19 protein-coding genes are annotated in these 26,321 nt (G+C 72.9%); 6 read left to right on the top strand and 13 right to left on the bottom strand.

Annotated elements, in window-relative coordinates:
* Nucleotides 1-256 precede the first annotated feature (256 nt).
* The 10 genes from WME98_RS09470 to WME98_RS09515 form a co-directional block, all read right to left on the bottom strand.
* Nucleotides 257-1,807 (bottom strand): hypothetical protein, encoded by a 1,551-nt coding sequence (locus tag WME98_RS09470; protein ID WP_437950984.1) that lies wholly within the window; start codon nt 1,805-1,807, stop codon nt 257-259.
* Nucleotides 1,808-1,852: 45 nt separating this feature from the next.
* Entirely contained in the window at nt 1,853-3,466 is a 1,614-nt protein-coding gene (locus WME98_RS09475; RefSeq protein WP_437950985.1) for a hypothetical protein, read from the bottom strand.
* Nucleotides 3,467-3,803: 337 nt separating this feature from the next.
* Entirely contained in the window at nt 3,804-4,865 is a 1,062-nt protein-coding gene (locus WME98_RS09480) for a hypothetical protein (protein WP_437950986.1), read from the bottom strand.
* A 29-nt stretch (nt 4,866-4,894) separates the two neighbouring features.
* A complete protein-coding gene (locus tag WME98_RS09485; RefSeq protein WP_437950987.1) occupies nt 4,895-5,845 on the bottom strand; it encodes a hypothetical protein in 951 nt (316 codons plus the stop codon).
* Nucleotides 5,846-5,943: 98 nt separating this feature from the next.
* Nucleotides 5,944-8,139: a hypothetical protein gene (locus tag WME98_RS09490; RefSeq protein ID WP_437950988.1), complete on the bottom strand. Its 2,196-nt coding sequence runs from the start codon at nt 8,137-8,139 to the stop codon at nt 5,944-5,946.
* Nucleotides 8,136-9,554: a hypothetical protein gene (locus WME98_RS09495; protein WP_437950989.1), complete on the bottom strand. Its 1,419-nt coding sequence runs from the start codon at nt 9,552-9,554 to the stop codon at nt 8,136-8,138. Before WME98_RS09495 ends, WME98_RS09490 begins: the two co-directional genes overlap by 4 nt.
* Before the next feature lie 552 nt (nt 9,555-10,106).
* A complete protein-coding gene (locus tag WME98_RS09500) occupies nt 10,107-10,502 on the bottom strand; it encodes a hypothetical protein (RefSeq protein ID WP_437950990.1) in 396 nt (131 codons plus the stop codon).
* Between the two features lie 238 nt (nt 10,503-10,740).
* The gene (locus tag WME98_RS09505) at nt 10,741-11,469 is read right to left on the bottom strand and encodes a competence/damage-inducible protein A (RefSeq protein ID WP_437950991.1); all 729 of its coding nucleotides are present in this window, start codon (nt 11,467-11,469) and stop codon (nt 10,741-10,743) included.
* Between the two features lie 16 nt (nt 11,470-11,485).
* Entirely contained in the window at nt 11,486-11,878 is a 393-nt protein-coding gene (xseB, locus tag WME98_RS09510) for an exodeoxyribonuclease VII small subunit (protein WP_437950993.1), read from the bottom strand.
* A complete protein-coding gene (locus WME98_RS09515; protein WP_437950994.1) occupies nt 11,875-14,082 on the bottom strand; it encodes a HEAT repeat domain-containing protein in 2,208 nt (735 codons plus the stop codon). Before WME98_RS09515 ends, xseB begins: the two co-directional genes overlap by 4 nt.
* A 228-nt stretch (nt 14,083-14,310) precedes the next feature.
* Here WME98_RS09515 and WME98_RS09520 point away from each other — a divergent pair, with 228 nt between their 5' ends.
* The 3 genes from WME98_RS09520 to WME98_RS09530 all read left to right on the top strand — a co-directional run bounded on the left by WME98_RS09520 (nt 14,311) and on the right by WME98_RS09530 (nt 19,162).
* Nucleotides 14,311-16,137: a radical SAM protein gene (locus WME98_RS09520; RefSeq protein ID WP_437950995.1), complete on the top strand. Its 1,827-nt coding sequence runs from the start codon at nt 14,311-14,313 to the stop codon at nt 16,135-16,137.
* 295 nt (nt 16,138-16,432) lie between these two features.
* A complete protein-coding gene (locus tag WME98_RS09525; protein WP_437950996.1) occupies nt 16,433-18,292 on the top strand; it encodes a protein kinase domain-containing protein in 1,860 nt (619 codons plus the stop codon).
* A gap of 549 nt (nt 18,293-18,841) precedes the next feature.
* The gene (locus WME98_RS09530; RefSeq protein ID WP_061627058.1) at nt 18,842-19,162 is read left to right on the top strand and encodes a hypothetical protein; all 321 of its coding nucleotides are present in this window, start codon (nt 18,842-18,844) and stop codon (nt 19,160-19,162) included.
* Here the strand turns inward: WME98_RS09530 and WME98_RS09535 are convergent.
* Nucleotides 19,129-19,599, bottom strand: a complete 471-nt coding sequence (locus tag WME98_RS09535) for a GNAT family N-acetyltransferase (protein ID WP_061627057.1) — start codon at nt 19,597-19,599, stop codon at nt 19,129-19,131. The genes WME98_RS09530 and WME98_RS09535 overlap by 34 nt on opposite strands.
* Before the next feature lie 378 nt (nt 19,600-19,977).
* Here WME98_RS09535 and WME98_RS09540 point away from each other — a divergent pair, with 378 nt between their 5' ends.
* Genes WME98_RS09540 through WME98_RS09550 form a run of 3 tightly spaced genes read left to right on the top strand, consistent with a single transcriptional unit; the run spans nt 19,978 to nt 23,374 of the window.
* Entirely contained in the window at nt 19,978-20,835 is an 858-nt protein-coding gene (locus tag WME98_RS09540; RefSeq protein ID WP_437333075.1) for a lysophospholipid acyltransferase family protein, read from the top strand.
* Nucleotides 20,832-21,761, top strand: coding sequence for an SDR family oxidoreductase (locus WME98_RS09545; RefSeq protein WP_437950997.1), 930 nt, complete (start codon nt 20,832-20,834; stop codon nt 21,759-21,761). The genes WME98_RS09540 and WME98_RS09545 overlap by 4 nt, the downstream gene beginning before the upstream one ends.
* A 47-nt stretch (nt 21,762-21,808) precedes the next feature.
* A complete protein-coding gene (locus WME98_RS09550) occupies nt 21,809-23,374 on the top strand; it encodes a dipeptidyl-peptidase 3 family protein (RefSeq protein ID WP_437950998.1) in 1,566 nt (521 codons plus the stop codon).
* Nucleotides 23,375-23,392: 18 nt separating this feature from the next.
* On the opposite strand, the gene WME98_RS09555 is transcribed toward WME98_RS09550, so the two are convergent.
* A complete protein-coding gene (locus WME98_RS09555; RefSeq protein WP_437950999.1) occupies nt 23,393-25,120 on the bottom strand; it encodes a hypothetical protein in 1,728 nt (575 codons plus the stop codon).
* Nucleotides 25,117-26,274: a hypothetical protein gene (locus tag WME98_RS09560; RefSeq protein ID WP_437951000.1), complete on the bottom strand. Its 1,158-nt coding sequence runs from the start codon at nt 26,272-26,274 to the stop codon at nt 25,117-25,119. The genes WME98_RS09555 and WME98_RS09560 overlap by 4 nt, the downstream gene beginning before the upstream one ends.
* Nucleotides 26,275-26,321 lie beyond the last annotated feature (47 nt).

The raw sequence follows: 26,321 nt of genomic DNA on the forward strand, positions 1-26,321 counted from the left end.
CGGCCGGAGCCCATCCGCATCCGGCCGGACCCCATCGGCATCGGCCGGCGAGCCATCGTCATCCGGCCCGGAGACGTCGTCATCGGGGCGGGTACCCGCCGTCATCCGACGGGGGGTTCATCGTCATCCGAGGTGGAACCCGTCGGCATCCGGCGGAGACCCGTCGGCATCCGCGCGCCGGATAGGCGCGGCTACCGCTCCCGCCCGTCGACTGCCGCATCCCGAACGAGCCCGACGAGCCCGACGCCGGCCGCGCTCACGGCGAGAAGCGGTACGTCTCGGCGACGAAGCCGTCGTCGCCCTTGTCGCCGTCCAGCTTGTCGGTCAAGCCGCCCTCGCCCGGCGCGCCGAGCTCGATGGTGACGTTCTCCAGGGTGAGCTGTTCCTCGGCCACATAGGCGATGCCGATCGATGGCCCCCCCGTACCGCCGCCGCCGTGCCCCCCGTCGCCGCCGTAGCCACCCGAGCCGCCCGCACAGGCCCGAGAACCATCTGCCCGCAGCTGCCCTCCGGCTCCACCGACCCCGCCATACCCCCTGGTCTGTCCGCGGCCACCCCGGCCGCCGTCCCCGCCGCTGCCCGGTTGGATCGCGACCTCGCGCAACGTCGCTCTGGCGCCCGCGAAGACGACGAGGCCGATGCTGGCGCCCCCATGGCCGCCCCCGCCGCCCCCCTTGCCGCCGCAACCGCCGGAGCCGCCGGAGCCGCCGGACAGGCCGCCTTTCGGGGACGCGCCGCACGCGGCCGCGCCGCCGACAGCGCCCCCGCCCCCGCCGGCCGTTCCGGGCGCACCGGCCTTGCCGTCGGTTCCGCTCTCACCCACCCAGCCCGCCCGGGTCATCCGCCCCGGGCCGCGCCCGCTCCGGCCGTCCGCGCCGGGCTCCCCATCCTGCCCCGGTTTCCCGCGCTCACACCGGTTCTCCTCCGCGCTCGCCCCGCTGCCTCCGAGGCCATGGCCATCAGGGTTCGGGCTTGGCAGCGGCATCCCGTCGCTCCCGGCCTCGCCGCGATCTACGTAGCCATCGCCCCCTTTGCCGCCCGTGGACACGGAGCCGTCGTCGCAGATCGTGGTGACCGGTGCGCCTCCAGGCACGGTGCCGGCCGAGCAGCCGTCGTTCCCCGGGTTCCCGGGCGCTCCGTTGCGCGCTCGCTCCGGCTGGTCGACGCGCGTGCTGTTTCCATGGAGCCCCCTCGCGCCATGGCTGACCACGATGTCGCTCCGGATCAGCTCCACCGCCGCGTTCGACTCGACGACGAGCCCGTACGCGGTCTGGCCGCCATCGACAGTGTCGAACGGGCCGATCTGTCTGAAGTTCACATCCGTGAGCGTCGTGACGCCGTCGTCGAATCCCTGGCGCTCGCCCTCGTCCGGCACGATGGTCTGCGGGGCCTGTGTCCACGTGACCTGGACTACCGTCCGCGACCAGACCGCGTCGTACTGCCAGCCGCTATCGCAATCGAACCCGCCGTGGATGTCGATCCCGGAGGGAATGGTCAGGATCTCCCGGTAGACTCGGTTGCACGCGAACACGCGGCGCCGGCCGCCGCGTGCGAGCTCGATCGCGCGCGCCAGCGAGCTCACCGGGCTCGCCATGGTGCCATCCCCGCTCTCGACCGATGCGGAGGAGATAGCGAAGACGCCGCAGCCATCCACCGCCCTGTGCGCGGCGAGCGCCTCGATACAGTCGGCCTCCGTCGGCGCCGCCTCACCACACCCCGCCCCGCCGTCGCAGCGGTCGGCCGTTCCACACCCCATGGAGGCGAGCGCCAGCAGCACCGCCGCCCACGCCACTACGCTCTGTTGCATCGTTCTCCCTCGCGAATCGGCGATTCGGCATGGGCACGCCGCGGTTCACCGCGGTGGCTCGATCAGCTGCTCCAACGACCAGATTTCCTGGGCGAGGCCATCGTCTCCTCGGCCGAGCCGTCGGTCGGAGCCACCACCCGCCCCTCCCTTGCCCGCCGAGTTCAGCTGAACGACGGTGCTCGCCTTGAGATCGATGCCGCCATGCACTCGGGCAACGGCGAGGGAGTACCCCCCGAGCCCGCCGCCGCCGCCGCCGCCGGGGCCGCCCTGCCCTCCGTGGCCGCCCTCGCAGGCATACTCTACCTGTCCCCGATCATTCATTCCGGCCGCTCCTCCGATGCCACCCGGCCAACCATAGCCCCCGGCCTGCCCGCGTCCGCCGGGCCCGCCGTCGCCCCCCGTCCCCACGACGATCCACGAGTGCTCGACGACCACCTCCGCCCCCACGGTGAGAATGGCGATGCTCGATCCGCCCGCCTGCCCGGCGCCGCCCCCGCGACCACCGCAGCCACCGCCCCCGCCCGAGCCACCGGACGCGCCGCCCTGGGGCTCCGTGCTCGCACAGACACCGCTCCCTCGCGTTCCGCCGCCGCCGCCGCCACCCTGGCCGATTGTGCCAGGCGTCCCCGCTTCGCCCCAGGCGCCGTGCCACCCTTCGGCGCTGGCGCGCGCGGCCTTCTGCTCGCCGCCCTCGCCCGACGCGCCCGCTGCGCCGTCCTGTCCGGCCTCGCCCGCGTCACACGCGTCGGTCCCGGCTACCCCCTTCCCGCCCTGGCCGCCGGCCAGCGGAGCCATCGCGGGATCACGCTCGATCGCCGCGCCGTTCTCACCGTCGCCGCCGGCATCGCGGTCGCCGAAACCGCCGCGACCGCCGATCGACGCGCTGCCGTCGGGGCACAGCGTCACCGCAGGCAAGGCGCCATCGACGAGATCCTCCGAGCAGGCCGCAGCGCCATGGTTCCCACGCGCGCCGGCCTCCGCGACGTCGAGCGGCGCGTCCTCCCCGGGTGCGCCGGGCGCGCCGTTGCCCGCGAAGATCTCGCTCCACCTCACCTCCACCTCGGCGTCGTCCGTCACGATCAGCGCGATCGACGAGCCGCCCGGCTCGATCGCGTCCGCCGCCACGAGCCGCACGCCGAACAGGAGCGAGCGCGGGTCGCTGGAAAAGAGGTCCGAGAGCACGGCGCCATGGGCATGCACCCGGACCGGCACGCGGCCGGCAGGCGGCGCGACCACGGTCGGGTGGTCTGCGCCCAGGAAGGCCCAGTCCTCGCGCTCGCAGGCGCGGCCTCCCCAGATCTCGACGCCCGACGGCAGGCGCACCGCCTCGTGGAAGTCCTCGGCGCACGCGTAGACGTGCGGCTTGCCCTCCAGCAGCGCCTTCTGGACCGCGTGCTGCAACGTCCGCACAGGCTCTTGTCTCGTCCCCGCGCGGGCATCGTCGCCGTGGCGTGCGACGAACACGCCGCACTCCTCTTTCGCTGGCGTCGTGGCGGGATCGCCGGCACACGGCGGCGGGGAGGCCGGCGGCGGCTCGCAGCTGAAGGTCTCCGCGCAGTCCTCGGAATAATAGCAGCCGGCAGCGCCGAACGAGATTGCCCAGAGCAGCGTGAGAGCGGCGATCGACGCTCCCGAAGCGCCCGCGAAACCGCGTTTCATGGCGCCCGACACTACACGACCGCCGCACGAGCCCGCAACGACGCGGGGGCTGGAGGCGACAGGGAGGCGGCGAGGGGAGAAGCCCTCAAGGCATGAGAAAACACGTCGAGAGACGGCAATGGGCACCAGGCGGCATCGCCTGGACAGACGGCACCGCCACGGACGGCACCGAGCGCGCCGATCCCATCGCGCGACACGAGGACCACCACGACGCCGGCGCCGGCGGGCGGAGCGAGAGCGGCGCGCGTCACTCGACGCTCCGCGCGCTCAGGGGGGGTGCGTTGCCCAGCATTTCCAGGTGCGGAACCTGCCAGGGAGAGTAGGCGGGCGCCCTGCGTCATGACGTGATGCCCAGCAAGAAGAGGGCGTCGGCCCAGAGCGGCCACACCGTGCGGTACGGGTGGGTCGCCAGCACCACGCCGCCGCTCGGCAGGCGGCGCACGTGGAACGGGGCGTGGTCGACGAGGAAGTAGACGTGCTCGCCCGTCAATTTCACCCAGGTGAGGGGCCCGCCGCCGCGGGTGAACGACTCGCCGCGCGCCCCGGCCTGCGCCGTCAGGTTGTGGATCTCCTCGGCGCGCGGCGCCGCGGCGCGCCACGCCTCGTCGGGCACGTCCGCCGCGGCGATGAGCGCCTCGATCAGGGCGGAGCCCGGCAGGCCCAGCGCCTTGAGGACGGTCTCGCGGGAGAGCGGGATCGAGCGCCCGCTCTTGTCCGTCGGAACCACGCGCGCCCCGGCCGGCGCGGCTTCCACCCGCGCGCGGAGCGCCTCCAGCGACATGCCCGCGATCAGCGAGACCTTTTCCTTGTCGTGGAGGCTGACCCACGACAGGGCCAGATCGCGCGCGATGTCGCCGGCGTTCGCGTGGTACGTCGCGCACATCGAGACCGGCGCGAGCCAGGTCCACGCGCTGGTGCAGCCGCCGGTCGAGACGCGCCTGCTCGCGTCGGGCGCGCAGAGGCGGAGCAGCAGGTCCTCGAGGTCGTCCAGAACGCTGTGCCACGTGAGCTCGGCTTCCGCCTCGACGGAGCGCGGTCCGCTGCCCAGGGCGAGGTACAAATCGAGCGGGAGAATGTCCGCCGCGCTGGCAGGGACCATGTGGATGGGGCCCCGTGGCTTGAGACGTTCGCTCTTGTCGGTGAAGCAGCGATAGTGGCCACAGAGTATGCGTCGGTCGTCGAGCTCCATGTCGAAGTAGGTTTCGGCATCGGTGCGTCCGAAGCGGGCGCGCATCATCGCGACCGCCTCGTCCACGAAGTTCACCGTGCGATCCACGTCGGAGCCCATCCTCACGCTGATAGAACTCCCGCGCGCGACGAGAGCCGGCAGCGCCCCCGCGAACGCGTCGACCCGCTCTGCCTCGTCGCACCAGGCGAAGAAGTACGGCCCTGGTTTCATCCTTGGTTCACCCTCATGAGGTTGCTGGGTCAGGGCATCAGGCCGAGCGAGAAGAGCGCGTCGACCCAGAGCGGCCAGAGCGAGCGGAACGGGTGGGTCGCCAGGATCACGCCGCCGCCCGCGAGGCGGCGCACGTGAAAAGGCGCGTGCTTTCGGAGGAAGCGGACGTGGGCGCGCGTGTCCGTGTGCACCGCCCACGTGGGCGGGCCTTCGCCGGTCTCCGCGATCTGGCTCGTCAGCGCCAGGATCTCTCGCGCGCGCGGCTCTGCGGCGCGCCACGCCTCGTCGGGCGCCGCCGCGGCCTCGAGCGCCTCCAGCAACGCGGAGGGCGGCGTCGCCAGCGCCTTGAGGACGGTCTCGCGGGAGAGCGCGTGCGCGCGCTCGCTGCCACCCTTGAGCGGAACGCGCGCCCCGGCCGGCGCGGCTTCCACCCGCGCGCGGAGCGCTTCCAGCGACAGGCCCGCGTTGCGCGATACCATCTCCTTGTCGTGGCGCTGTAGCCACGAGAGGGCGAGGTCGCGCGCGATCTCCCGCGAGTCCGCGTTGTACGTCGCGCACATGCGGACGGGTGCGATCCAGTCTCCCCCGTTCGTGCACGCGCCGGTGCGGACGCGCCCGCTCGCGTCCGGCGCGCAGAGGCGGAGCAGAAGGTCCTCGAGATCGTCCCGGAGCAGGTGCCACGCGACCGCTGCCTCGGCCTCGATCGAGCGCGGGCCCCTGCCCCAGGCGAGTTCGAGATAAGAGCAGAGAAACCTACGCTGGTCGCACGTGGACATGAAGATGGGGCCGGCCGAGATGTCACCGGCGGCCTCTTCGGTGTAGCAGTCACTGCTGCAACCGAAGAGGCGCTTGGTGCCGCTCAGCATGACGTCGAAGAGTGCTCCACCGGAAGGACCTTCGGCGAACTCGGCGCGGATCATCGCGACCGCCTCGTCCATGGACGTCGTGTCGGTGAGGTTACCGTCATTCATTACGGTCATCTGAGTTCCTGGGTGCACCAGCGCCGACAACGTTGCGAGATACACGTCGAGTGTCTGTGCGCCATCACACCAGGCGAAGAACCACGGTCCTGAGTCGCTCATAGCTGGATCACCCGGATGGGTCTGTTGAACCCGTTCAGGGGCTCCCTCTTGCCCCTCTTCACATTGAAGAGGTACCCATCCTTGACGGTATAGGTATTTTCCGGGCTGAACTTGCCACCCCGCGCCATGATGAGCTCGACCTGCTCGACATCTCCGACGACCCCTTTCTGTCGCAGCCCCTCCATCCCGCTTGACAACTGCTTGACCACTTCCTTGACCTTGATTTCATTTCCCCCCTTCACCTCGCTCACGATCAGCTTCTGCCCCCGGGACACCGTCACGAAGTCTGGAGCCTTCACGCTCGCTGGCATCTTAAGCATCTCGCGCACGCCTTCGTCGCCGACGCCGAGGAGCGCCCGCCCTTCGCGGGTCATGTGACTGATCGCCGCCTTCTCGAAGGGGTTGAACCCGGCTTCCGCGACGTGCCCTTTCAGCGTCTTGAACCCGCGGAGCCTCCATACCTCGAACCCCTTGACAACGACCTTATCGACCGCCGCGATCTCCCCGGCGATCCGGATCCCACGCGGCGGTAGCGCGCCGGCGGCGGCGATGCCGTGCCAGACGTGCCCGACCGCCCCGAGCCCGAAGCCCAGCCCCGAGAAGATCCGCTCCTCGTCGCTGAGCTCTCGCCCGGCCGGCAGGCACCACTCCTTGCCCGTCACCGCCTCGCACAGGTCGAGCGTCGGCCCCACCACCGGCACGAACCCCACCCCGATGCGCGTCGTCGCGTGCACCAGCGTCTGCATCACCTCCGCGTACGCCTCGACCCCCTCGCCGACCGTCGACATCGCGCCCGCGAACGCGCTGATCGTCTGGTAGAGCTGCGTCTGCTCCAGGTCGAGCCCGTCTCCGGTCCACTGGTTCAGGCTGTCCTTCATCTGGTCCGCCAGCGCATCGAACCGCGGCTTGAGCACCGTGTCCACCTGCGCCCGCAGGTCCGCCGGCACCGGCGTGTCCACGAACCAGTCCGACGCATCCATGAACCGCCGCACGACCGCCGTGATCCGGTTCTGCGCCTTCAGGAACGCGTTCGTCTCCGAAAGCGACACGCCCATCCGGTCGCGCAGCGCGATCTCCAGCGCCGCGCTGTTCTCTCGCCACGCCCGCACGTTCGCCACGAAGTCCGCCCGCGCGACCACGACCCCGCCGCTCACGTCGGCCTCCAGCGCCGCGATCACCGCGTCCGCGTACCCCGCATAAGGATCCCTCCCCTCCTCGAACGCCCCGTCCACGTCCGCGATGTCCGGCACCTCGACCCACGGCACCTCGCTCTCCCCGAGCGCGTAGTTCCACGGGTCGTCCGGGTCCCACCCCTCGGCATGCGCGTCCTGCGTCGCGAGGTCCGCGACCTCATCGGCCTGCGCGCCGAACTCGTCGAGCAGCCGCGCGAGCTCGCTCTCCAGGTCGCTGACGCTCTTCTTCAGGTCGTCGACGAGCTGCTCCATCGCCGCCCGCGTCTCCGCGTCGACAACGTCCTTGTACCGGTCGAGGATCGCGTCGAGGTCGGTCCGCGAGATCTCGTCCAGCGGCCGGCTCGCCAGGTCGTGCAGCTCCGTGTCGAGCTGCCGCAAGAGGTCCATCCGCGCCCGGAGGTCCGCGACCCTCGCGGCGTTGCGGAGGAGCTCCGTCATCAGCCGGGCGATCCTGACCTCCAGCTCCGCGATGTCGCGCGCGAGCGCCGGGTTGATCTCCGAAAGGCTCAGGTCGACCTCGGTACTTCCCTCGAACCCGATCCCATCGCGGCGGATGTCGAAGAGCGGTTTGTTCAGCCCGAGCGGCTCCGAGACGAGGTGCACCACCTCGCGCGCGTGGGTACACCAGTCGTTGCCGTTGACGGTGTGGACCCCGAAGTGGAACTCGTTTCTGCCCGTGCGCAGCAGCACCGAGTCGAACTCCGCCTCGAGCGTGTTGCTCCGCGAGCCGTCGGCTTCGATCTGCAGCGCGCCCGGCACCCCGTAGGTGGGCAGCGGCGTCCGGTTCGCCTCGAAGATGGCATCGCCCTCGGTCTCGAGCTCGGTAGAACCGCACGAATCGGCATCACCGTAGCTCCTCCAGTGCACGGTGTACGGCGTGCGGGTGCGCGCCCACGTCGACGACGGCGCCAGCACCGAAAGCGCCGTCATCAGCGCGATGAGCTTCTGGAACACCGCGGCGCAGAAGCCGCGCCGCGCGACGTCCTTCGAGCCTCTCATGTCCCCTCCGCCCCGCGCACCGCCGCGTCATACGCGATCGCGGCGCCCTTCACGTCGCCCGCGTCGAGCCTCGCCTGCACCGCATCGAGCGCCGCCGCGGCCATCCCCTTCTCCCGCAGCGCCGCGAGGCCCGCTGCGATCTTCCGCGGCAGGCCCGTCCTGAGCTCCGCCTCCGCGGCGTCGAACCGCCCGCGGAGCACCGCGCACCCGGCCTCGCGCCACGACGCCCCCGCCGCCTCGCAGAGCGGCCGCATCTGCATCAGCGCCACGAGCGCCCCGCACCGTTCGGCCAGCAGCGGCAGCCCCAGTTTCTCGCTGACCGGCGGCGCCGCCGACAGCGCCTCCACCCGCGCGCGCGCCCCCTCACCGAACACCTCCGACGCCCTCTCCATCCGCGACCGCGCGATCGCCTCGCGCGCCCCCTCGTCCGCCTGCAGCACGTGGAGCGCCTGCCGCCGCAGCGCGATGCCGCCGATCAGCGCCGTCGCCGTCGCATCGCTCCGGGCGACCCGCCGCTGCGCGTAGCCCAGCATCGCGCTCAGTGAGCGCAGCGCCCCCGAGGTCATGTCCGGCACGACCGCGCCGTGCGTCGCGAGCACCTCCTTGTGCGGCGCGATCGCCTCCTCGAACGAGACCGCGAGCGCCCGGAGCTCCGCCGACAGCGTCATGATCTCCGTAGCGAGCTCGTTCGGCGCCCGGCTCGCCTCGCGCGCCGCCGCGAGCACCGCCTGCTCCGCGCCGTCGAGGCCGTCGATGTCCGACCGCGATGCCTGCTTCGACAGCGCCGCGTACGCCGCCGTCTCCACCGCCTCGGTCGCGCGGTACGCGGCGAACCGCGCCGCGACACCCGCGTACCTGGATTGCAGCGGCGCGGCGTCGCTCCGGGCCTGCTCGAAGATAGCCTGCACGACCGCCATCGCCTGCTTGTCGGCCGCGAGCGCGGCGACGAGCGGTTCCTCCTCGGCGCTCGCCTTGTCGGTCATCGCCTGCTGGAAGTTGTCGGCCGCGCGGACCGGCTCCTCCTTCAAGATCGCCTCCTGGCGCTGCCTGGACTGCAAGAGCAGCCCGAGGAGCCTGCCGTGCAGGGTCGCCCGGAGCGACTCGGCGTTCTTCTCCTCGTCGCGTACGTAGGCCACCGCCCGATCGATGTTGTCGAACCAGGCCCGGAGCTCCGCCTCGTTCGCGGCGAAATCGTCGAGCATCGCGCCGCTCGGCTCGACCGCCCACATCTGGATCGGCAGCTCGCCGTCCGCCTCGGCCTCGCTCCACGCGCTGCCCGGGCCCTCGCTCGCGTCCACGCAGTGCTCGTTCACGCTGGTGTTCGCTTGCGCGCAGAACCGGCCGGGCGCGTGCTCCTCGCTCCCCCACAAACACCCTGCCGCCATCACGCCCAGCGCCAGCGCGGTGACAGCCACAGCGAGAATCGTCCTCCGCCGTCTCGCTTTGGATCGCTCCCTCATACTCATTGCCTCCACCCCGCGATTTTTCTCGCCGGCGTACGCTCGCCCGCCCGTTCTCCAGGTACAAGCGTCCTCACAAAATCGGTAGGACATTGCTCGGCCGAGGAGCGTGTCCCCGATCTCCCTTCCTCCGCCCTCGGCATCTCGGCCGTGGCCGTGTGCCTCGGCCGCACAGCAGGTCCTCACCTCCGATTTACAGCGCGCTGCGCAGTCAACCGGAAGAGCTCGTGACGTCCCGCACGCGAAGCCGATACGCCTCGCGCCGGTGGCGTCCCCCACGCGCGCTGGTTGCCGAATCAGCGGTAGAAAACCACTTATGCTGGGCAGGTGTTCGCCCACTGCAGGTGGCCACGCAGATCCACGGGAATGGGAAATGGATGCGAGATGGCCGCCGGCGAGGGTCCGCCCGAAAGTCGCCGGCAAGGGCGTGACAGAACAAAGGAAGAGGGCCCAGGTTGCAGCCTGAGCCCTCGGTCGACGCTCGGATCCGCGTAGAGCGCTCTTGGCTCAGACCGGCGCGTCGTCGCCTTCGAGCGGATCCTCCTCGTCCGGCGGCGCGCCGCCGGCGCTGCCGCTTCCAGCGCTGCCGCTGCCAGCCGCGCCAGCCGCGCCGCCAGGCGTCTCGCTCGCCTTCTTCCTGGTGCTCCGGCTGAAGAGCCGCCGCGTCGCGATGGGCACGAGCCGCGGGATGGTCGGATCCTGCTCGTTGGCGCGCTCGAACACCCGCACGATCTGCTCGAGCAGGATCAGGTTGATGCCGTCGGCCCGGTCGAGATCGCCGCTCGTGACCTTCTGGCCCGCGGGGCGCGCGGCCGCGGTCTTCGCGGCCTGGGTCAGCTCCTTGGCGGCCTCTTCGAGGCGCTCGACGTAGTCCTGGTCGAGCCGCATCAGCTTGGCGCGCACGGCGAGGGGGCCCTTCTTCTGCGCGAGGTAGCGCTTGCCGAGCGCGGCGAGCCGGGTGAGCCCGCGCGCGAGCGCGCCAGGATCTTCCGCGGTGCCGGCCGCCTGCGCGAGCTCTTCGCGCGCCTCCTTGCCCGAGCCGGCGACGCCGCGCAGGACCTCGTAGGCCTGGTCGCGCAGGAGCAGCGCGCGCGAGAGCCCCTCGCGCAGCGCCGCGTCCGAGGAGCGAGGGCGGCGCGCGTCACTCGACGCGGACGACCGTCCCCGCGGGCAGGCTCTCGGCGAAGGCGTCGCGCGCCGCGCGCACCTTCGCCTCGACGAGGCCGTCGAACGTGAGCTTCGTGCGGTACTCGACGCCGGACCACCGGGGGTAGGAGCCGATGTCGACGTCGCGGTGCGCCTCGACCACGCGGTCGAGCATCGGCTTGAGCTGCCCCTCGTCGAGCGTCGTGAACACCGCGAGCGAGACGAACGGCGTGCCGCCCGAGAGCTCGGCCTGGATGAGCGCCTGCTTGGCCCGGAAGATCTGCGGCACGCCGGGCAGCATCCACACGTTGCGCATCACGACGGCCGGCCACGCGGCGCTGCCGCCGGTCACGAGCCGCGCGCCCTCCGGGATGCGCGCCATCAGCAGGTGCCCCTCGGTGAGCCGCTCGCCGTAGTACTCGCGCAGCATGCTCTCCATGTCGGGCGCGCCGACCACCGGCACGCCGAAGGCGCGCGCGACGCCCGCGATCGTCAGATCGTCGTGCGTCGGGCCCACGCCGCCGCTCGTGAAGAGCCAGTCGTGCGACGCCGAGAGCGCCCGCACCTCCGCGGCGATCACCTCGAGGTCGTCGAGCACCATCACCGCGCGCTCCAGCTTGACGCCGAGCGCGCGCAGGGTGCCGGCGAGCACGAACAGGTTCTCGTCAGCGATCTTCCCGCTGAGCAGCTCGTTGCCGATGATCAGCGCCGCGGCCGTCCTCATCTCACCCTTGCTCCGCTCAGCCCTCGAACTCGCGCGTCACCGGGCGCCCGTCGGCGTCCATCCCGAGCAGCTCCTCGACGCGCTTCTCCGCGCGGTCGAGCCGCTCCTGCGCCGACCGCGACAGCCGGATGCCCTCCTCGAAGAGCGACAGCGCGCGCTCGAGCGGCAGATCGCCGCCCTCGAGCTCCGCCACGATCTTCGCGAGGCGGCGCGTCGACTCCTCGAACGACATCGCGCCCGCGGCCTTGTCGCCGCTCGCGGGAGCGCGGTCGCCCTCGGCCAGAGACGCCGCGGCGCGGGGCTCCGCGCGCGATCCCACGCCGGAGTCCACGCCGGCTTCCACGCCGGGTCCCTCGCCCGGCCCCTCGCCCGTGCGGCTCTCGTCCGTCGCGTTGCTCATCGTCGTCATGAGCCAGCGTCCCCCGGGGGTGCGGCCGGCGCAAGCAGGACGGAGCTCACCCCGGGCGGCACCGCCGGCACGAGGAGCACGCCGTCGGGATCGGCCACGACCGGGACCGCCAGCCCATCCGGGCGGACGAGCCGCGCCGGACGCGACGACGCGCCCGCGGCCGCGCCCTGGTCGTTCGGGACGATCGCGATCCACACCACCCCCGTGGCCAGCGCGGCGCGCGGCGGATCGAGCGCCGGCGCGCCGGCGCCGGAGAGCGCGGCCCGCGCGAGCGCGCGCACCCCCTCGTCGGGATCGAGATCCCGCGCCGCGAGCAGGACGCGCCGGCGCTGCACCTCGGTGCGCCGAGACAGCCCGCGGACGATCGCGCGGCGCACCGCGGGGTCGTCCTCGAAGCGGTAGGCGCGCGCGAGGAGCGACACGCTGTCGGGCAACGGGTCGCTCCCGAGGCCGAGCGCGACGTGCGCGCGCACGACCGGATCGCTCCCCTCGAGCAGCCGCTTGAGCCTGCCGCGGACCACCTCGTCGTCGCGGGCCGCGAGCGCGCGCGCCGCGAGCGGCGACAGCGGGCCGCCCGCCTCCGCGAGCGCGGCGAGCCGCGAGGTCGCGACCGCGCCGCCCCGAGGCTCCGCGAGCAGCGCGACGCCGGCGGAGATCGCCGCCGCGTCGGGCGCGGCGTCGTCGCCGCCAGGCGCGGCGCCGCCGCCCGGCGCGGCGCCGCCGCCGCCCGGCGCGGCGAGCTCCGCGAACAGCGGCGCCAGCGCGGCGAGGGCGCGCTCGCCCCGCGCGAGCGCGCCGCGCGCCGCCGCGTGGACCGCCGCGCGATCGCACGAGGCCGGAGAGCACCCGCCGACGGCCTCGAGCGGGTCGCGGAGGCCGAGCGCCACGGCCCCGAACACCCCGACGGCGCGATCGCTCGACCCCTTCGGCGCCGCGAGCGCGGCGAGGAGCCGCCCCTCGAGCGACCCGGGCGCGTCGCGCAGCGCGAGCCCGCGCACCACGCCCGCGCGCAGGCCGAGCCTGCGGAGCTCCGCGTCCTTCGCGGCGCGCGGCCCGTCGACGAGCTCCGCGACGGCGGCCCGCGCCTCGGCCCCGGGCATCGTCGCGAGCGCGAACGCCGCGGCCGTCGCGAGCTCGGGGCGCTCGAGCGTCAGCCGGCGCAGCTGCCGCGCCGCCTCCGCGCCGCCCGCGCGGCCGATCGCCGCGACGGCGCGCGGCCGCGCGTCCTCCGGGAGCAGCGGGAGCGCGCGCGCGAGCGCCGGCACGAGCCGCTCCGCCGGCGCGAGCTCGGCCAGCCTGAGCCCCTCGAGCCGGCCCAGCTCGGACCCGAGCAGCGAGGCCACCGCGTCCGGCGCCTCCGGCGCGCCGAGGTGGACGAGGATCTCGACGGTCGCCTCGAAGAGCCCCGGCTCCGGCTTGCTCAGCCACGCGCGCGCCTTGGCCAGCGCCGCCTCGTCGCCGAGCCGCGCGAGGGCGCGCGCCGCGGCCACCTGCGCCGCCCGGTCGCCGCCCTCGAGCATCGGCCGCAGCGCCGCGATCGCCCGGAGATCGCCGAGCTCGCCGAGGAAGCTCACGAGCGCGGGCTCGAGCCGCTTGCGGCTCCCGAGCAGGAGCTGGAGCGACTCGGGCGGGTACGCCTTGAGGGCGAGCGCGGCGGCCTCCCCCGCGGCCCCGCCCTGCACGATCGCGTTCACGAGCGCGCCGAGCGCGCGCCGCTCCCCGGCGCGCGCGAGCGCGAGGGCGGCGGTGCCGCGCAGCACCTCGCCGAGCGGGGAGGCGGCGCCGCGCGCGGGGCCGCCGCCCTCCGAGAGCTCGCGCGAGAGGAGCTGGCGCACGCTGTCGCGCTGCGCGTGCGGGGCGAGCGCCCGCGCCGCCGCGAGGCGCGCCCTGGGATCCCGCGCCGCCGGGCCCCCCTGATCGACCGCGGCGAGCAGCGCGGTCACCGCCTCCTCGGTGCCGATCGCGCCGAGCCGCTCGATGCCGCGCAGCCGCGCCTCCGGGTCGCTCGACGCGAGCAGCCGCTCGGCGACGGGCACGCCGAGGCTGCCGCGCAGCGGCGCCGCGCCGGCCTCGGCCCTGCCGCTGTCCTCCGCGGGCCGGGGCGCCCGCGCGACCGGCTGCGCCACGGCCGCGCCCGCCGCCGCCGCGACCGCGAGCGCCGCGGCGAGGCCCAGGGCGCGGTGGGTTCCAGGGAGGAATCGCATACGCGCCCCGTACTATCCCGCGATCGACGGCCCGCTGTCACTCCCCGGGCTGAGCCGCGGAGGGCGCGCCAACGCGGCGTGACGAGCCTGGAATTTGATGGAAGCACGCGCTAGGTCGACCTACGGTGCGGCCGCGAAATGCGCCTGTGAGCGAGGTGACGCTTGATCGACCTGGTACGGACACTGGAAAAGGCCATCACGGTATCGGCCAACAAGGCGTGGCCACTCTTGCAGCATCTGAGCCGGCTCGGCGGCGAGCCCAAGCCGTTCCACCCGAAGTGGAGCGACAAGCCGATCCCGCGGGGCGGCGAGCGCTCGAAGCCCCCGCTCGGCTGGCCTCGCGAGACGGACAGCCTGTGCCCGCGCTGCGTCAAGGAGGCGCGCGCCGAGATCCTGAGTGGCAGGGCGGACTGGACCAAGCTCATCCATGACAAGCCCGGGGAGATCCGCGCCCGGATCGTCGCGCGCGACGGCCGCGTCGTCATGGAGAAGACGTGCCCGAAGCACGGCTCCTTCTCGGACACGATCTCGATCGACCCGGATTTCCTCGCCCGGATCGAGCGCCTGTTCGGCGGCCGCGACGTCGAGATGACGCCGGACAGGATCCACAACCACGGCTCGAGCACCATCCGGTACGGCCGCGGCTCGGTGCTCACGGTCGATCTGACGAACCGCTGCAACATGATGTGCGACCCGTGCTTCATGGATGCCAATCAGGTCGGCTACGTGCACGAGCTCTCGTGGGAGGAGATCACGCGCATCCTGGACGACGCGGCGGAGGTGCGCCCGCGCCGCCAGATGTCGATCCAGTTCTCCGGCGGCGAGCCGACGCTGAGCCCGCATTTCCTCGACGCGATCCGGTACGCGCGCAAGAAGGGGTACTTCGCGGTGCAGTGCGCGACGAACGGGCTCCGCTTCGCGGAGGAGCCGGGCTTCGCCAGGAAGGCCAAGGAGGCGGGCCTCCGGATGGCGTACCTGCAGTTCGACGGGGTGACGAACGCCGCGAACGGCCACCGGAAGATCGCGAACCTCTATGACGTGAAGCTGCGGGCGATCGAGGAGCTCTCGGCCGCCGGGATCGACGTCATCCTGGTCGTGACGATCGTCAACGGCGTGAACAACGACCAGGTGGGCCCGATCATCGACTTCGCGGTCCAGAACGCCGACAAGATCACGGTCGTCAGCTTCCAGCCGGTCAGCTTCACCGGCCGCGACGAGGACATCTCCGACGAGCTGCGCGAGAAGCAGCGCTACACGCTGAGCCACCTCGCGCACGACGTCGCCCGGCAGACCGGCGTGACCGACCCGCTCCGCGACTGGTTCCCCCTGTCGGCGCTCAGCCCCTTCGGCAACGTGACCGATCTGCTCGACGGCCCCGACAAGGACTGGGGCCAGCTCAACTGCGGGTGCCACCCGAACTGCGGGATCGGGACCGCGCTGTTCGTCCACAAGAAGACGAAGCAGGTGGTCCCGCTGCTCGATTTCATCGACGTCGAGGGGCTGCTCGCCGACCTGCGCGCCATCTTCGACGCCGGGCGCGGCCGCGCGCTCACGAAGGCGCAGGTCGTCGCCGCGCTCTTGCGCCGCTACCGGCCCGAGAAGGCGCCGCCGAACTTCCACCTCGCGACCCTGGTGAAGCAGTTCATGAGCCAGACGGGCGCCGCGCACGCCGGGGAGGGCGACGCCCGCGACTACGAGTGGCGGGTCCTGTTCGTGGCGGGCATGTGGTTCCAGGACCTGTTCAACTACGATTTCCGCCGCACCGAGATGTGCATCATTCCGTACGGAACGCAGCTCGGCGAGATCAGCTTCTGCGCGTACAACACCGGCGCCGGGTGGCGGAACATCCTCGAGAAGATGAAGGCCAATGCCACGGTAGCCGAATGGTACAAGAAGCACGGCCGGCACCCCGTGTACGCAAAGAATAAGGATCTCCCTCTACCGACCTACGAAAATCCCCTAACGATCATCGAGCACGATCTCGCATTGCGCGAGCGCGAGCAGGGCGGCCCGCGCGCGCGACCGGCGGCCAGGCGGCTGCCGATCGTGAGCTGATCGCGCGGCCTCCTCCGCGCCCGCGCGCGAGCCTGCCACGCGCCCCCGCGCCCCGCGCGCATGCGCCATCGCCGCCGATCGCCGACCGAAGGATCACGTGAGCCTAGGCTGTCGGCGATCGGTCGCAGCGCGCCTCACATCGGGAGGAAATCGGGTTTTCGTCGTGGCCGTGTGCGTGCTCGCGCGCGCACGCGCAGGCACACTCACGTGGAGATGCGGCGCATGACTCGTGGAGAACGCACCACGCATGGTGTAGCCTGGTCGTGTGACCTTGCACGCTGGCCGCTATGAGAGCTTGCGCGCCATTGCGTCGGGCGGCATGGCCACCGTGTACCTCGGGCGCGCGATCGGCGCCGGCGGGTTCGAGCGCCTCGTCGCCCTGAAGATGATGCACCCGCACATCGCGTCGGAGCCCGAGTTCGTCGCGATGTTCCTCGACGAGGCGCGCCTCGCGGCGCGGGTCCGCCACCCCAACGTCGTCGCCACGTTCGATCTCGTCGAGGACCCGCTGTTCCTCGTCATGGAGTACATCGAGGGCCCGTCGCTGCACCTCTTGCTCCGCACGTGCGCGCGGGCGAAGCGGCGGGTCCCCATCGGGATCGTGCTCCGCATCTTCCTCGACATGCTCGCGGGCCTGCACGCGGCGCACGAGCTCGCCGGCTCCGAGGGCGAGCCGCTCAACCTCGTGCACCGCGACGTCTCGCCGCAGAACGTGATCGTCGGCATCGACGGCGTCTCGCGCATCACCGACTTCGGCGTGGCGCGCGCCGAGACGCGGCTCATGTCGACGCAGGGGAACGCGCTCAAGGGCAAGCTCTCGTACATGGCGCCCGAGCAGATCCAGGGCGAGCAGGTCGACCGCCGCAGCGACGTGTACTCGGCCGGCGTGGTGCTCTGGGAGATGCTCACGGAGGAGCGCCTGTTCAAGGCCGACAACGACGGCGCGCTGATCGCGCAGATCTTGAAGGGCCCGCCCGCTGGTCCGCGCGCGGTGGTGCCGTCGGTCCCCGCCGCGCTCGACACGATCTGCATGCGCGCGCTGCGCGCCGACCCGGACGACCGGTTCCCGACCGCGGCGGCGTTCGCCGAGACGCTGGAAGAGGCGGCCGCGCAGACGCCGGGCCTCGCCGTGTCGTCGCCCCGGGCGGTGGAGGCGCTCATCAAGGAGGTCGGCCTGCGCGACCTCACCGCGCCCATCAGCGTGCGGAGCGGCCCCGCGTCGGGCCCGAGGTCCGGGCCGATGTCGGCGCGCTCGCCGCTCAGCCAGCGCTCCCCTCGGAGCGAGCCCTTGCCCCTGAGCCAGCGCTCTCCGCGGAGCGAGCCGCTCAGCCAGCGCTCTCCCCTGGGCGAGCCGCTCAGCCAGCGCGCTCCCCTGGGCGAGCCGCTGACCCAGCGCGCTCCCCTGGGCGACCCGCTGAGCCAGAGCGCTCCCTTGAGCGACCGCTCTCCGCTCGGCCTGCAGATCCTCGGGCCGACGCCGGACCTCTCGAGCGCCGAGGGCAGCGCGCCGGGGCTCGGCGCCGTCGTCTCGGAGCCCGTGTTCCGCCGGCAGCACCTCGTGCGCCGCAGCGTGATCGCCAGCGTCTGCGCGGTCGCGCTCGCGGCCGGCGTGGGCGCCTTCTTCGCCTTCGGCGCGCGCGAGCCCGCCGCTCGAGAAGCGGCGGAGAGCGCCCCGGTCCTCCCGAGCTCGCCGCACCTGCCCGCGACCGTGGCCGACGGCGCGACGGTCCACGCCGCCGCGCCAGGGCAGCCCGCCGGGGCCGTCGAGGCTCTCGCCCCCGGCGGCGCCGGTCAGGTCCCCGCCCCCGGCCGAGCCGCGCACAGCCCTTCCCCCGTCGGTTCCGCCCATGCCCCCGCTCCCGGCCGCGCCGTCCAGGGCTCCGCGCTGGGCAGATCCGCGCATGGCCCTGCTCCCACCGCCAACCGCGCGACGAACGCCGTCTCGCGGCCGGCGCCCAGAGCGACCCCGCCCGTGGCCGTCAAGCCCAGGACGGGTCGGCCGGACACGCGCACAGCGGGCGGATCCACCGCCTCGACGGCGAAGCCTGCCCCCCGCTCGCCGGCCGTCCGCACCGCGGCGCCGAAGGCGACGGAGCCGAAGCGGAGCGCTCCGCGGGCGACCTCCCGGACCCCCTTCAAACCCTCGGGGCTGTGACACGCCCACGAGCGGGCGGTGACGCGCCGACCAGCGGGGCGGTGACGCGCCCGCCAGCGGGGCGGTGATGCGTCAAACAGCGCATGCGCCGGCCAGCGAGGTGATCACGCGCCGGCCAGCGACGAGGTAACGCGCGATGTCACGAGGCGTCGCGAGACGCCATCGGCGCACCTGCGTCCCCGGACGTCAACGCTGGACAGACGCGGCGCGCTGCGCCTGCGCGCCGGCGCAGCGATCCTCACGCGCGCGGCCCGCCCGGCGATGATCCTTTTTGCCGACCCGTCCAACACTCCGGCCATGGAGGCCCGTCCAATGCTCCGGCGGCCGCCATCGCCCTCCGCCTCGCGCAGGCCGCGCGAGCCGAGGTCGCGCTGTCAGCCATGGAACGCGTCGCTGTCGCACCTACATCGCCGCGAAAACCAGCAGAACGTCAGTCGCCGTCTCACGAGCGCGACATAGGAGGTAGGCTATTCTTGTCGTGGGGCGGTATGTGCTCGCCCAAGTGAAAGACGCGCCGCGCGTCAGACGTTACCCCGGGGGAACCAGCTCATGCGCTCGCTTTTCGAGCAGGTGGTCGAGTGCTGCGGCCTCGCGCCCGCGTTCGCCAGGAAGATCATCCAGGAGGCCTGCGAGCGGAGCGGCGTGTCGCCGCCCGACGCGATGACGCCTGCCGATCTCATCCGGTCCCTCCCCCAGATCCGCCAGGCCCTCGGCGTCTTCCTCGACCCCTCGGAGGTCGCGCTGAAGACGGCCGCGATGCGCGCCCTCGTCAAGGGCTCCTGGCCGTCGATGCCCGCGGTCGTACCCCCCGCCCAGAACCAGGACGGCCGGACACCTCAGGACGAGCCGAAGTCCAAATCGAGCTCGTAGAGCTCGTAGTGCGACCGCTTCATTCCGAGCGCGACATAGGTCGACTGCGCACGCGCGTTCGCGGTCTCCACGTAGAGGCGGATGCCGCATACGTCCCCCGCGTCCGCCGCCATCTCGTGGACTCGCCGGTACAGCGCCCGGAAGACCCCGCTGCGCCGCGCCGCGGGCGACACGTAGACGGACTGGATCCACCAGAAAGTGCCGTTTCTCCAGTCACTCCATTCGTAGGTCACCATCAGCTGCCCAGCCACCTCGGAGGCGCGCTCGGCGACCAGATAGAACCCTTTGGTCTCATCCGCGATCAGCGCGGCGGCGCCGCGGAGGGTGGTGGCGGTGTCCAGCACCTTGCCCTCCGTCTCGAGCGCCATGGCCCGGTTGTTCGCCGCGATGATCTCCACGTCGGCGGGCGCCGCCCGGCGGATCACGAGCGCTGTCACAGGGCGACCCCCCGGGGTTCGCGGCGGCGCCCTCCCGGCGCGGGGGCGGAGGGCGGCCTGCCCGGGAGCTCGGGTGCGCGGCGTCGGCTCGACATGGCCGACCCCATACCGCGGACCGCGCGGCTGCTCAACCGCCTCGCCCCGATCCCGCGGCGAGCGCTCAGAAACGCCGCGGCCACGGCGCCGCCGCGGCGCGTTATGTTTCGAAATGGGATCCTCCACGTGAACGGCGAGCGCTCGGGCGCACAGCGCGTGATCCATGGGCGCCTCGCGCCGGCGCGGCGCAGCCCGGCCGCCTCCTGCGCCGGCCGGCGGAGGTTGTGCTTCCCGCCCGATCGCGCGTACCCTCCGGGCGCCGCAGCCTCCGGAGGGTGCCCCTTGACACTGCTCGTCAGCGACTCGATTGCCCAGCGCGTCCAGCGGCTGGAGATCCCTTTCAACAGCTTCGGGGTCGATCCTTACGGCATCTCCCGGAAGCACCTGGGCCTCTTCTTCTCTCTCCTCGACTTCTTCTATCATCATTATTTCTCGGTGGGCGTGACAGGCATCGAGAACGTCCCCGCGCGCGGGCGCGCGATGCTCGTCGGCAACCACTCGGGCGGCGTCGCCATCGACGGGGCGATGGTGGTCGCGTCGATGTTCTTCGCGATGGATCCGCCGCGGCTGGCCGAGGGGATGGCGGAGAAATTCATCAATCGCCTCCCGTTCACCTCGCTCTGGTCGAGCCGCACAGGGCACTTCACCGGGCTCCCCGAGCACGCGAGCCGCCTGCTCGAGGACGAGCGGCTGCTCATGGTGTTCCCCGAGGGGGCGCGCGGCACCGCCAAGCTCTACAGCGAGCGCAACTCGCTCGTGCACTTCGGGTCGGGCTTCGTCCGGCTCGCGATGAAGACGGGCACGCCCATCATCCCGTTCGGCTTCGTCGGCGGCGGCGAGGCGGTGCCCACCGTCGCCAACTCGTACACGATCGGCCGGCTGTTCGGGGTGCCGTATATCCCGATCACGCCGTACCTCGTGCCGGCCCCGCTGCCGGTCCAGCTGGAGATCACCTATGGCGAGCCGATGACGTTCGCCGGCACCGGCGCGGAGGAAGACGAGGTGATCGCCGGCCACGTGGAGCAGGTGAAGGCGCGGATCGCCGAGCTCATCGAGGCGGGTCGGCGGCGCCGCCGCAGCAAGCTCGCGCTGGATCAGCGCGGCGCCGCGCTGCCCGCGTCGTCGAAGGAGGGCGCATGAGGGTCCTCATCCCTGGAATCACCGGCCAGCTCGGCCGCATGGTCGCGGCGCGCCTCCTCGAGGAGGGGCACGAGGTGATCGGCATCGACCGCCGGCCCTGGCCGGACGCCCCGGCCGGCGTCGAGATGCACAACGTGGATCTGCAGAAGCGCGCCGCCGAGGACGTGTTCCGCAAGAGCCGGCCCCAGGCCGTGATCCACATGGCGACCGTGACGCACCTCGTGGAGCAGACCGAGGAACGGTATCGGATCAACCTCGGCGGCACGCGCGTCGTCTTCGACAACAGCCGCGCCTGCGGCGTCGAGCACGTGATCTTCGTCGGACGACACACGTATTACGGCGCTGGCCCCGAGTCGCCGCTCTACCACAAGGAAGAGGATCCGCCGATGGCGGTGTCCACCTTTCCCGAGCTCGCCGACCTCGTGGCCGCCGATCTGTACGCCTGCACGGCGCTCTGGCGCGCTCCCGAGCTCTGCACGACCGTGCTCCGCATGTGCTACACGCTCGGCCCGACCGGCCACGGCACGCTGGCGAGCTTCCTCCGCGGGCCCCACGTCCCGTACGTCCTCGGGTTCGACCCGCTGTTCCAGTTCATGCACGAGCAGGACGTCGTGACCGCCATCTGCCTGTCCCTCGAGAAGCGCATCCGCGGCGTCTACAACGTCTCGGGTCCGCAGCCCGTGCCCCTGTCGCTCATCATCCGGGCGGCGGGACGGGTGGCGGTCCCCCTGCCCGAGTTCGTGCTGCGCAACGCGCTCGGCCGCTTCGGCCTGCCGAAGCTCCCGCGCGCGGCGCTGACCCACATCAAGTACCCCGTCGTCGTGGACAGCGCCGCCTTCCGCGCCGCCACCGGGTTCAAGCACGCCGTCGACGAGGCCCAGGCCGTCCGCGAGTACCGCGACGCGCACCCGGTCCCGGGGGGCTGACCCTGAACCGTCCGGAGATCGCCGGAGTTCGCCCCTAGGAGGTCCCGATGTCGTCCGACAAGGTCAAGCAGTTCGCGCCGGCCACGCTCACCGCGGACGTCAGCGCGCTCCCCGAGCCCGAGCGGAGGGCGCTCGACAAGCTCATCGAGGCCTCGCGACGGCTCGATCCCGTGTTCGATCGCCAGGCCTACGCCGGGAACCCCGAGCTCCGCGAGCGGCTCGCCTCGGACGCCACCCCGGAAGGCCGGGACAGGCTCGCCTATTTCGACATCATGCGGGGCCCGTGGGACAGGCAGGATCATCACCGCCCCTTCGCCATCGACAGGCCTCGTCCGCCCGGCGCCGGCTTCTACCCGGAAGATCTCTCGGCCGACGAGCTCCGCGCGTGGATCGACCGGCACCCGGGCGACAAGGAGGCCTTCGAGGGCCTGTTCACGCTCATCCGCCGCGCCCAGGGCGGGCTCGTCGCGGTGCCGTACAGCCAGGCCTACGCGGCGTGGCTCGGCCCCGCCGGCGCGCTCCTCGAGGAGGCCGCGGCGCTCACGGCCAACGAGAGCCTGCGCAGGTTCCTGAGGTCCCGGGCCGCGGCGTTCCGGTCGGACGACTACTACGCCTCCGACAAGGACTGGATGGACCTCGACAGCCCGGTCGAGGTGACCATCGGCCCCTACGAGACCTACGAGGACGAGCTCCTCGGCCTCAAGGCGTCGTTCGAGGCGTTCGTCACGGTGAGCGACCCGGAGGCCTCCCGGAGGCTCTCCAAGTACAAGGAGCTCCTCCCGGAGATGGAGCGCAACCTGCCCATCCCCGACGAGGTGAAGACCCAGCGCGGCGGAGAGAGCCCCATCCAGGTGGTGGACCTGGTCTTCAGCGCCGGCGACGCCCGCAAATCGGTCCAGACGATCGCGTTCAACCTGCCGAACGACGAGCGCGTCCGCGCCGAGAAGGGCGCCAAGAAGGTCCTGCTCCGCAACGTCATCGAGACGAAGTTCGAGCTGATCATGCGGCCCATCGCCGAGCGCATCCTCGACCCGGCGCAGCTCGCGCACCTGTCCGCCGACGCGTTCTTCAACGAGACGCTCTTCCACGAGCTCTCGCACAGCCTGGGCCCGGCGTTCACGCGGGCCTCCGGAGAGCGGGTCGAGGTGCGGCTCGCGCTCGGCGCGGCCTACTCGGCCATCGAGGAGGCCAAGGCCGACGTGATGGGCGCCTACAACGTCCTCTTCATGATCCAGCGAGGCCACTTCGCCGGAGACTTCCGGGAGAAGCTCCTCGTCTCCTACTTCGCGGGGCTCTTCCGGAGCACCCGCTTCGGCGTGGCCGAGGCGCACGGCAAGGGCGCCGCGCTCCAGATCAACCGCTTCCTCGAGGAGGGCGCCGCCCGCTTCGACCCGGCGACCCGGCGCTTCACGGTCGACGCCGGGGAGCTCGAGGCCGCCATCGCCCGCCTCGTCCGCGATCTCTGCCTCGTGCAGCACCGCGGCGACAAGCAGGCCGCCGGCGAGCTCCTCGCGCGGTACGGCGAGGTCTCGGAGCCCATGCGGCAGGCGCTCGGCGGCCTCGAGGGGATCCCGATCGACATCCGGCCGATCTACCCGCTCGCCGGCGAGTGAGCCGCCGGCGCGCGGCGCTCACGGCCCGAGCTGGACCAGGAACGCGTCGGCGCCGCCGCCGCTCGCGATCGCGCCGATCCCGAGATCGAGGACGCCGTCGAAGCGGCCGGTCACCCAGCTGTGGCCGAGGCGATCGACGGCGACGGAGGCGCCCTGCTGCTCGCTCGAGTCGCCGAACGAGCGCAGCCACATCGGGTCGCTGGCCGGGGCGAGCTTCATCACGAACGCGTCGGAGGCGCCCGTGGCCGAGCGCACCCTGTCGCCGAGCTCGATGGTCCCCCTGAACCAGCCGGTCACGACGATGTTGCCGGCCAGATCGGTCGCGACCGAGGCGCCCTCCTGGTCGGCGTCGTCGCCGAAGTCCTCGCACCACTGGAGGACGCCGTTCTCGTCGAGCCGGATGACGAGGATGTCCTTGTCGCCCGCGCTCGTGCGCACCGACTCGCCGACGGTGACCGACGAGCGGAACGAGCCGGTCACGACGACGTTGCCCGCGCCGTCGACCGCGACGCCGAGCGCCTCGGCGGCGTTGGTCGCGTTGGCCGACTTGCTCCAGACGTGGTCGCCCGACGGGTCGAGCTTCGCGATGAACAGGTCGTTCTTGGCGTCGGTGGAGAGCCCGTTCCCGTAGCCCCCGAAGTCGACGCTCCCGGCGAAGCGGCCGACGAGGACGATGTTGCCATGGCCATCGACGGCGACGCCGGTGCCGGCCTGCTCCGCGGCGTCGCCGAACTGCCTGGCCCAGCAGACGTTGCCGGCGGCGTCGAGCTTGGCGAGGAACACGTCGCTCTTGCCCTGGCTCTTCAGGAGAAAGCGCTCGCCGTGGCTGTTCTCGCCGAAGTCGAGCGTGCTCCGGAACTCGCCGGTGACGTACGCGTTCCCCGCCTCGTCCACGGCGACGGCCGTCGCGCGCTGGGTGTCGTTGTCGCCGAAGCGCCGGCTGAACTGGTGCGCCCCGGAGGCGTCGAACCGCGCCACGACGACGTCGGGGCGGCGGCCGTGGCCCTCGCGCAGGCCGCCGCCGAAATTGACGTCGCCCGACGCGCTGCCCGCGAGCACCACGTCGCCGCCCGGGGCGAGCGCGACCCCTTGCGCGACGGTGTCCGCGAAGCGGCGGCCGAACCGGAAGCGCCCTTCGCGCGTGGAGACGTCGCGGGAGAACGTGACGAGGAAGGCGTCCGGCTCGGCGAGCGAGCCGAGCTCGTCCGACGGGCCCGCGCCGAGATCGGTGCCGCCGGAGGCCGACCCGACCACCACGACGGCGTCCTCGCCGACGGCGACGCCGAGGCCTTGCTGCGCGCCGGTGCCGCCCAGCGCGACGCTCTGCACGGGATCGCCGGTGCACGCCCGCCCGTCGCAGTTCTCGTCCGCGCCCGTGCAGCTCTCGAACGCGGGCAGCACCTGGCCGACGCAGGCGCCGGCGTCCGTCCCGTCGTCGTTGCACGTGGCGACGCCGGCCGCGCAGGGGCCGACGCCCTCGGTGCCCCGCGGCCCCGCGTAGCAGGCCGTCGCGACGCCGGGGGTGCAGACCTCCGCGCTCGAGCCGCCCCCGCCGGCCCCGCCGGGGCCGGACCCGCCGGGGCCGGACCCGCCGACGCCGAACCCGCCGGCGCCGCCTCCCCCCTCGCCGACCGGGTCCACCGCGACTTCGGGGAACGGCGCGATGAAGGCGCACGCGCCCACCCCGGTGCAGGCCAGGGCGAGCGCCGCGACGGCGCCCCTTCCGAGGCGGCGCGCGCGGCTCACAGCGCTCCCTGCACGGCGACGCCGGCGCCGTCCGCGCCGACCCACGGCGAGAGGGCCGTCAGGCCGGGGGCGCGCGGCGCGGGCGAAGGCCGCGGACCTGCGGCGCGCTCGGGCGCCGCGCGCGGCGACGGGGAGGGCCAGAAGAGGTACGCGGCGAAGCCGCCCGCGACGAGGGCCGCCCCGGTGAGCGCCGTGCTCGTGACGGCGAGCGCCTGCCCGCGGTCGCGCAGCGCCTGCCGCTCGGCCATCGAGCCCGGGGCGGGGTTCGCGTTCTTCTTCAGGAAGGTGTGCCGCACGTCGTAGGCCATCACGCCCGTGACCACGGCGGCGGCGCCGAGCGCGGCCGCCCCCCCCAGGACGGCCACCGGCGGGACGCCCGCGTCCGGCGCAGGCGCGCGGGTCGGCGCAGGGCGAGCCGGCGCGATCGGCCGCAAGGCCGCGAGCGCTCGCTTGCGGCCGAGCTCGGCCTGCAGCTCGACGACGGCGCCCGTCTCGGCCTGCACCGTGGCCTCGAAGCGCGCTGCGTAATTTTCGGCGCTCACCGCGATCCGCCGCGCCCCGGGGCTCACGAGGATGGCCGCGCCGACGAGCGCCGGATGGATCGGCTCGCCGTCGATCTCGACGCGCACGCCGGTCGCGTCCTCGGGCAGCCGGAGGACGATCTGCGACGTCTTCGCGCGGAGCTTCTCGATGCGTGACCGCGACTCCCTGGCGAGCGCGAGCTCCTTCCGCGCGGTCGCGCCGGACGTGGCGAGCTCAAACGCGTTGAGCGCCTCGACGACGTGGCCGAGCGCCTCGTGACAGACGCCGAGGTGGTACCAGAGCGGCGGTGACACGACGATCTTGCTGATGCGCTCGTAGATCTCGAGCGCTTCCGCCCATCGTCCCTGGTCCTCCGCGGCGAGGCCGAGCGAGAAGAGGTGCCGCGCGGACGCGAGCTCCGCGGCGCTCGGCTGCCGCGGCGCGGCGGAAGCCGAGGTGTCTCCCGCGACCGCGCCCGGCTGCCGCGGCGCGGCGGAAACCGCCGTGTCTCCCGCGACCGCGCCGGGCGCAACGCGCTCGGCCCCCTCGGGGGAAGGATCGGCGAACGCAGCCGGACCGACGCCGACCACGGCGAAGAATACCACTCCGCCGATGGTGATCCGATGCTCCACCCACGCCTCCTTCCTCAACGAAGCGATAGAGGCAATCTAACCGTACT

Source organism: Sorangium sp. So ce296, assembly GCF_051529605.1.
Lineage (GTDB): Bacteria > Myxococcota_A > Polyangia > Polyangiales > Polyangiaceae > Sorangium > Sorangium cellulosum_D.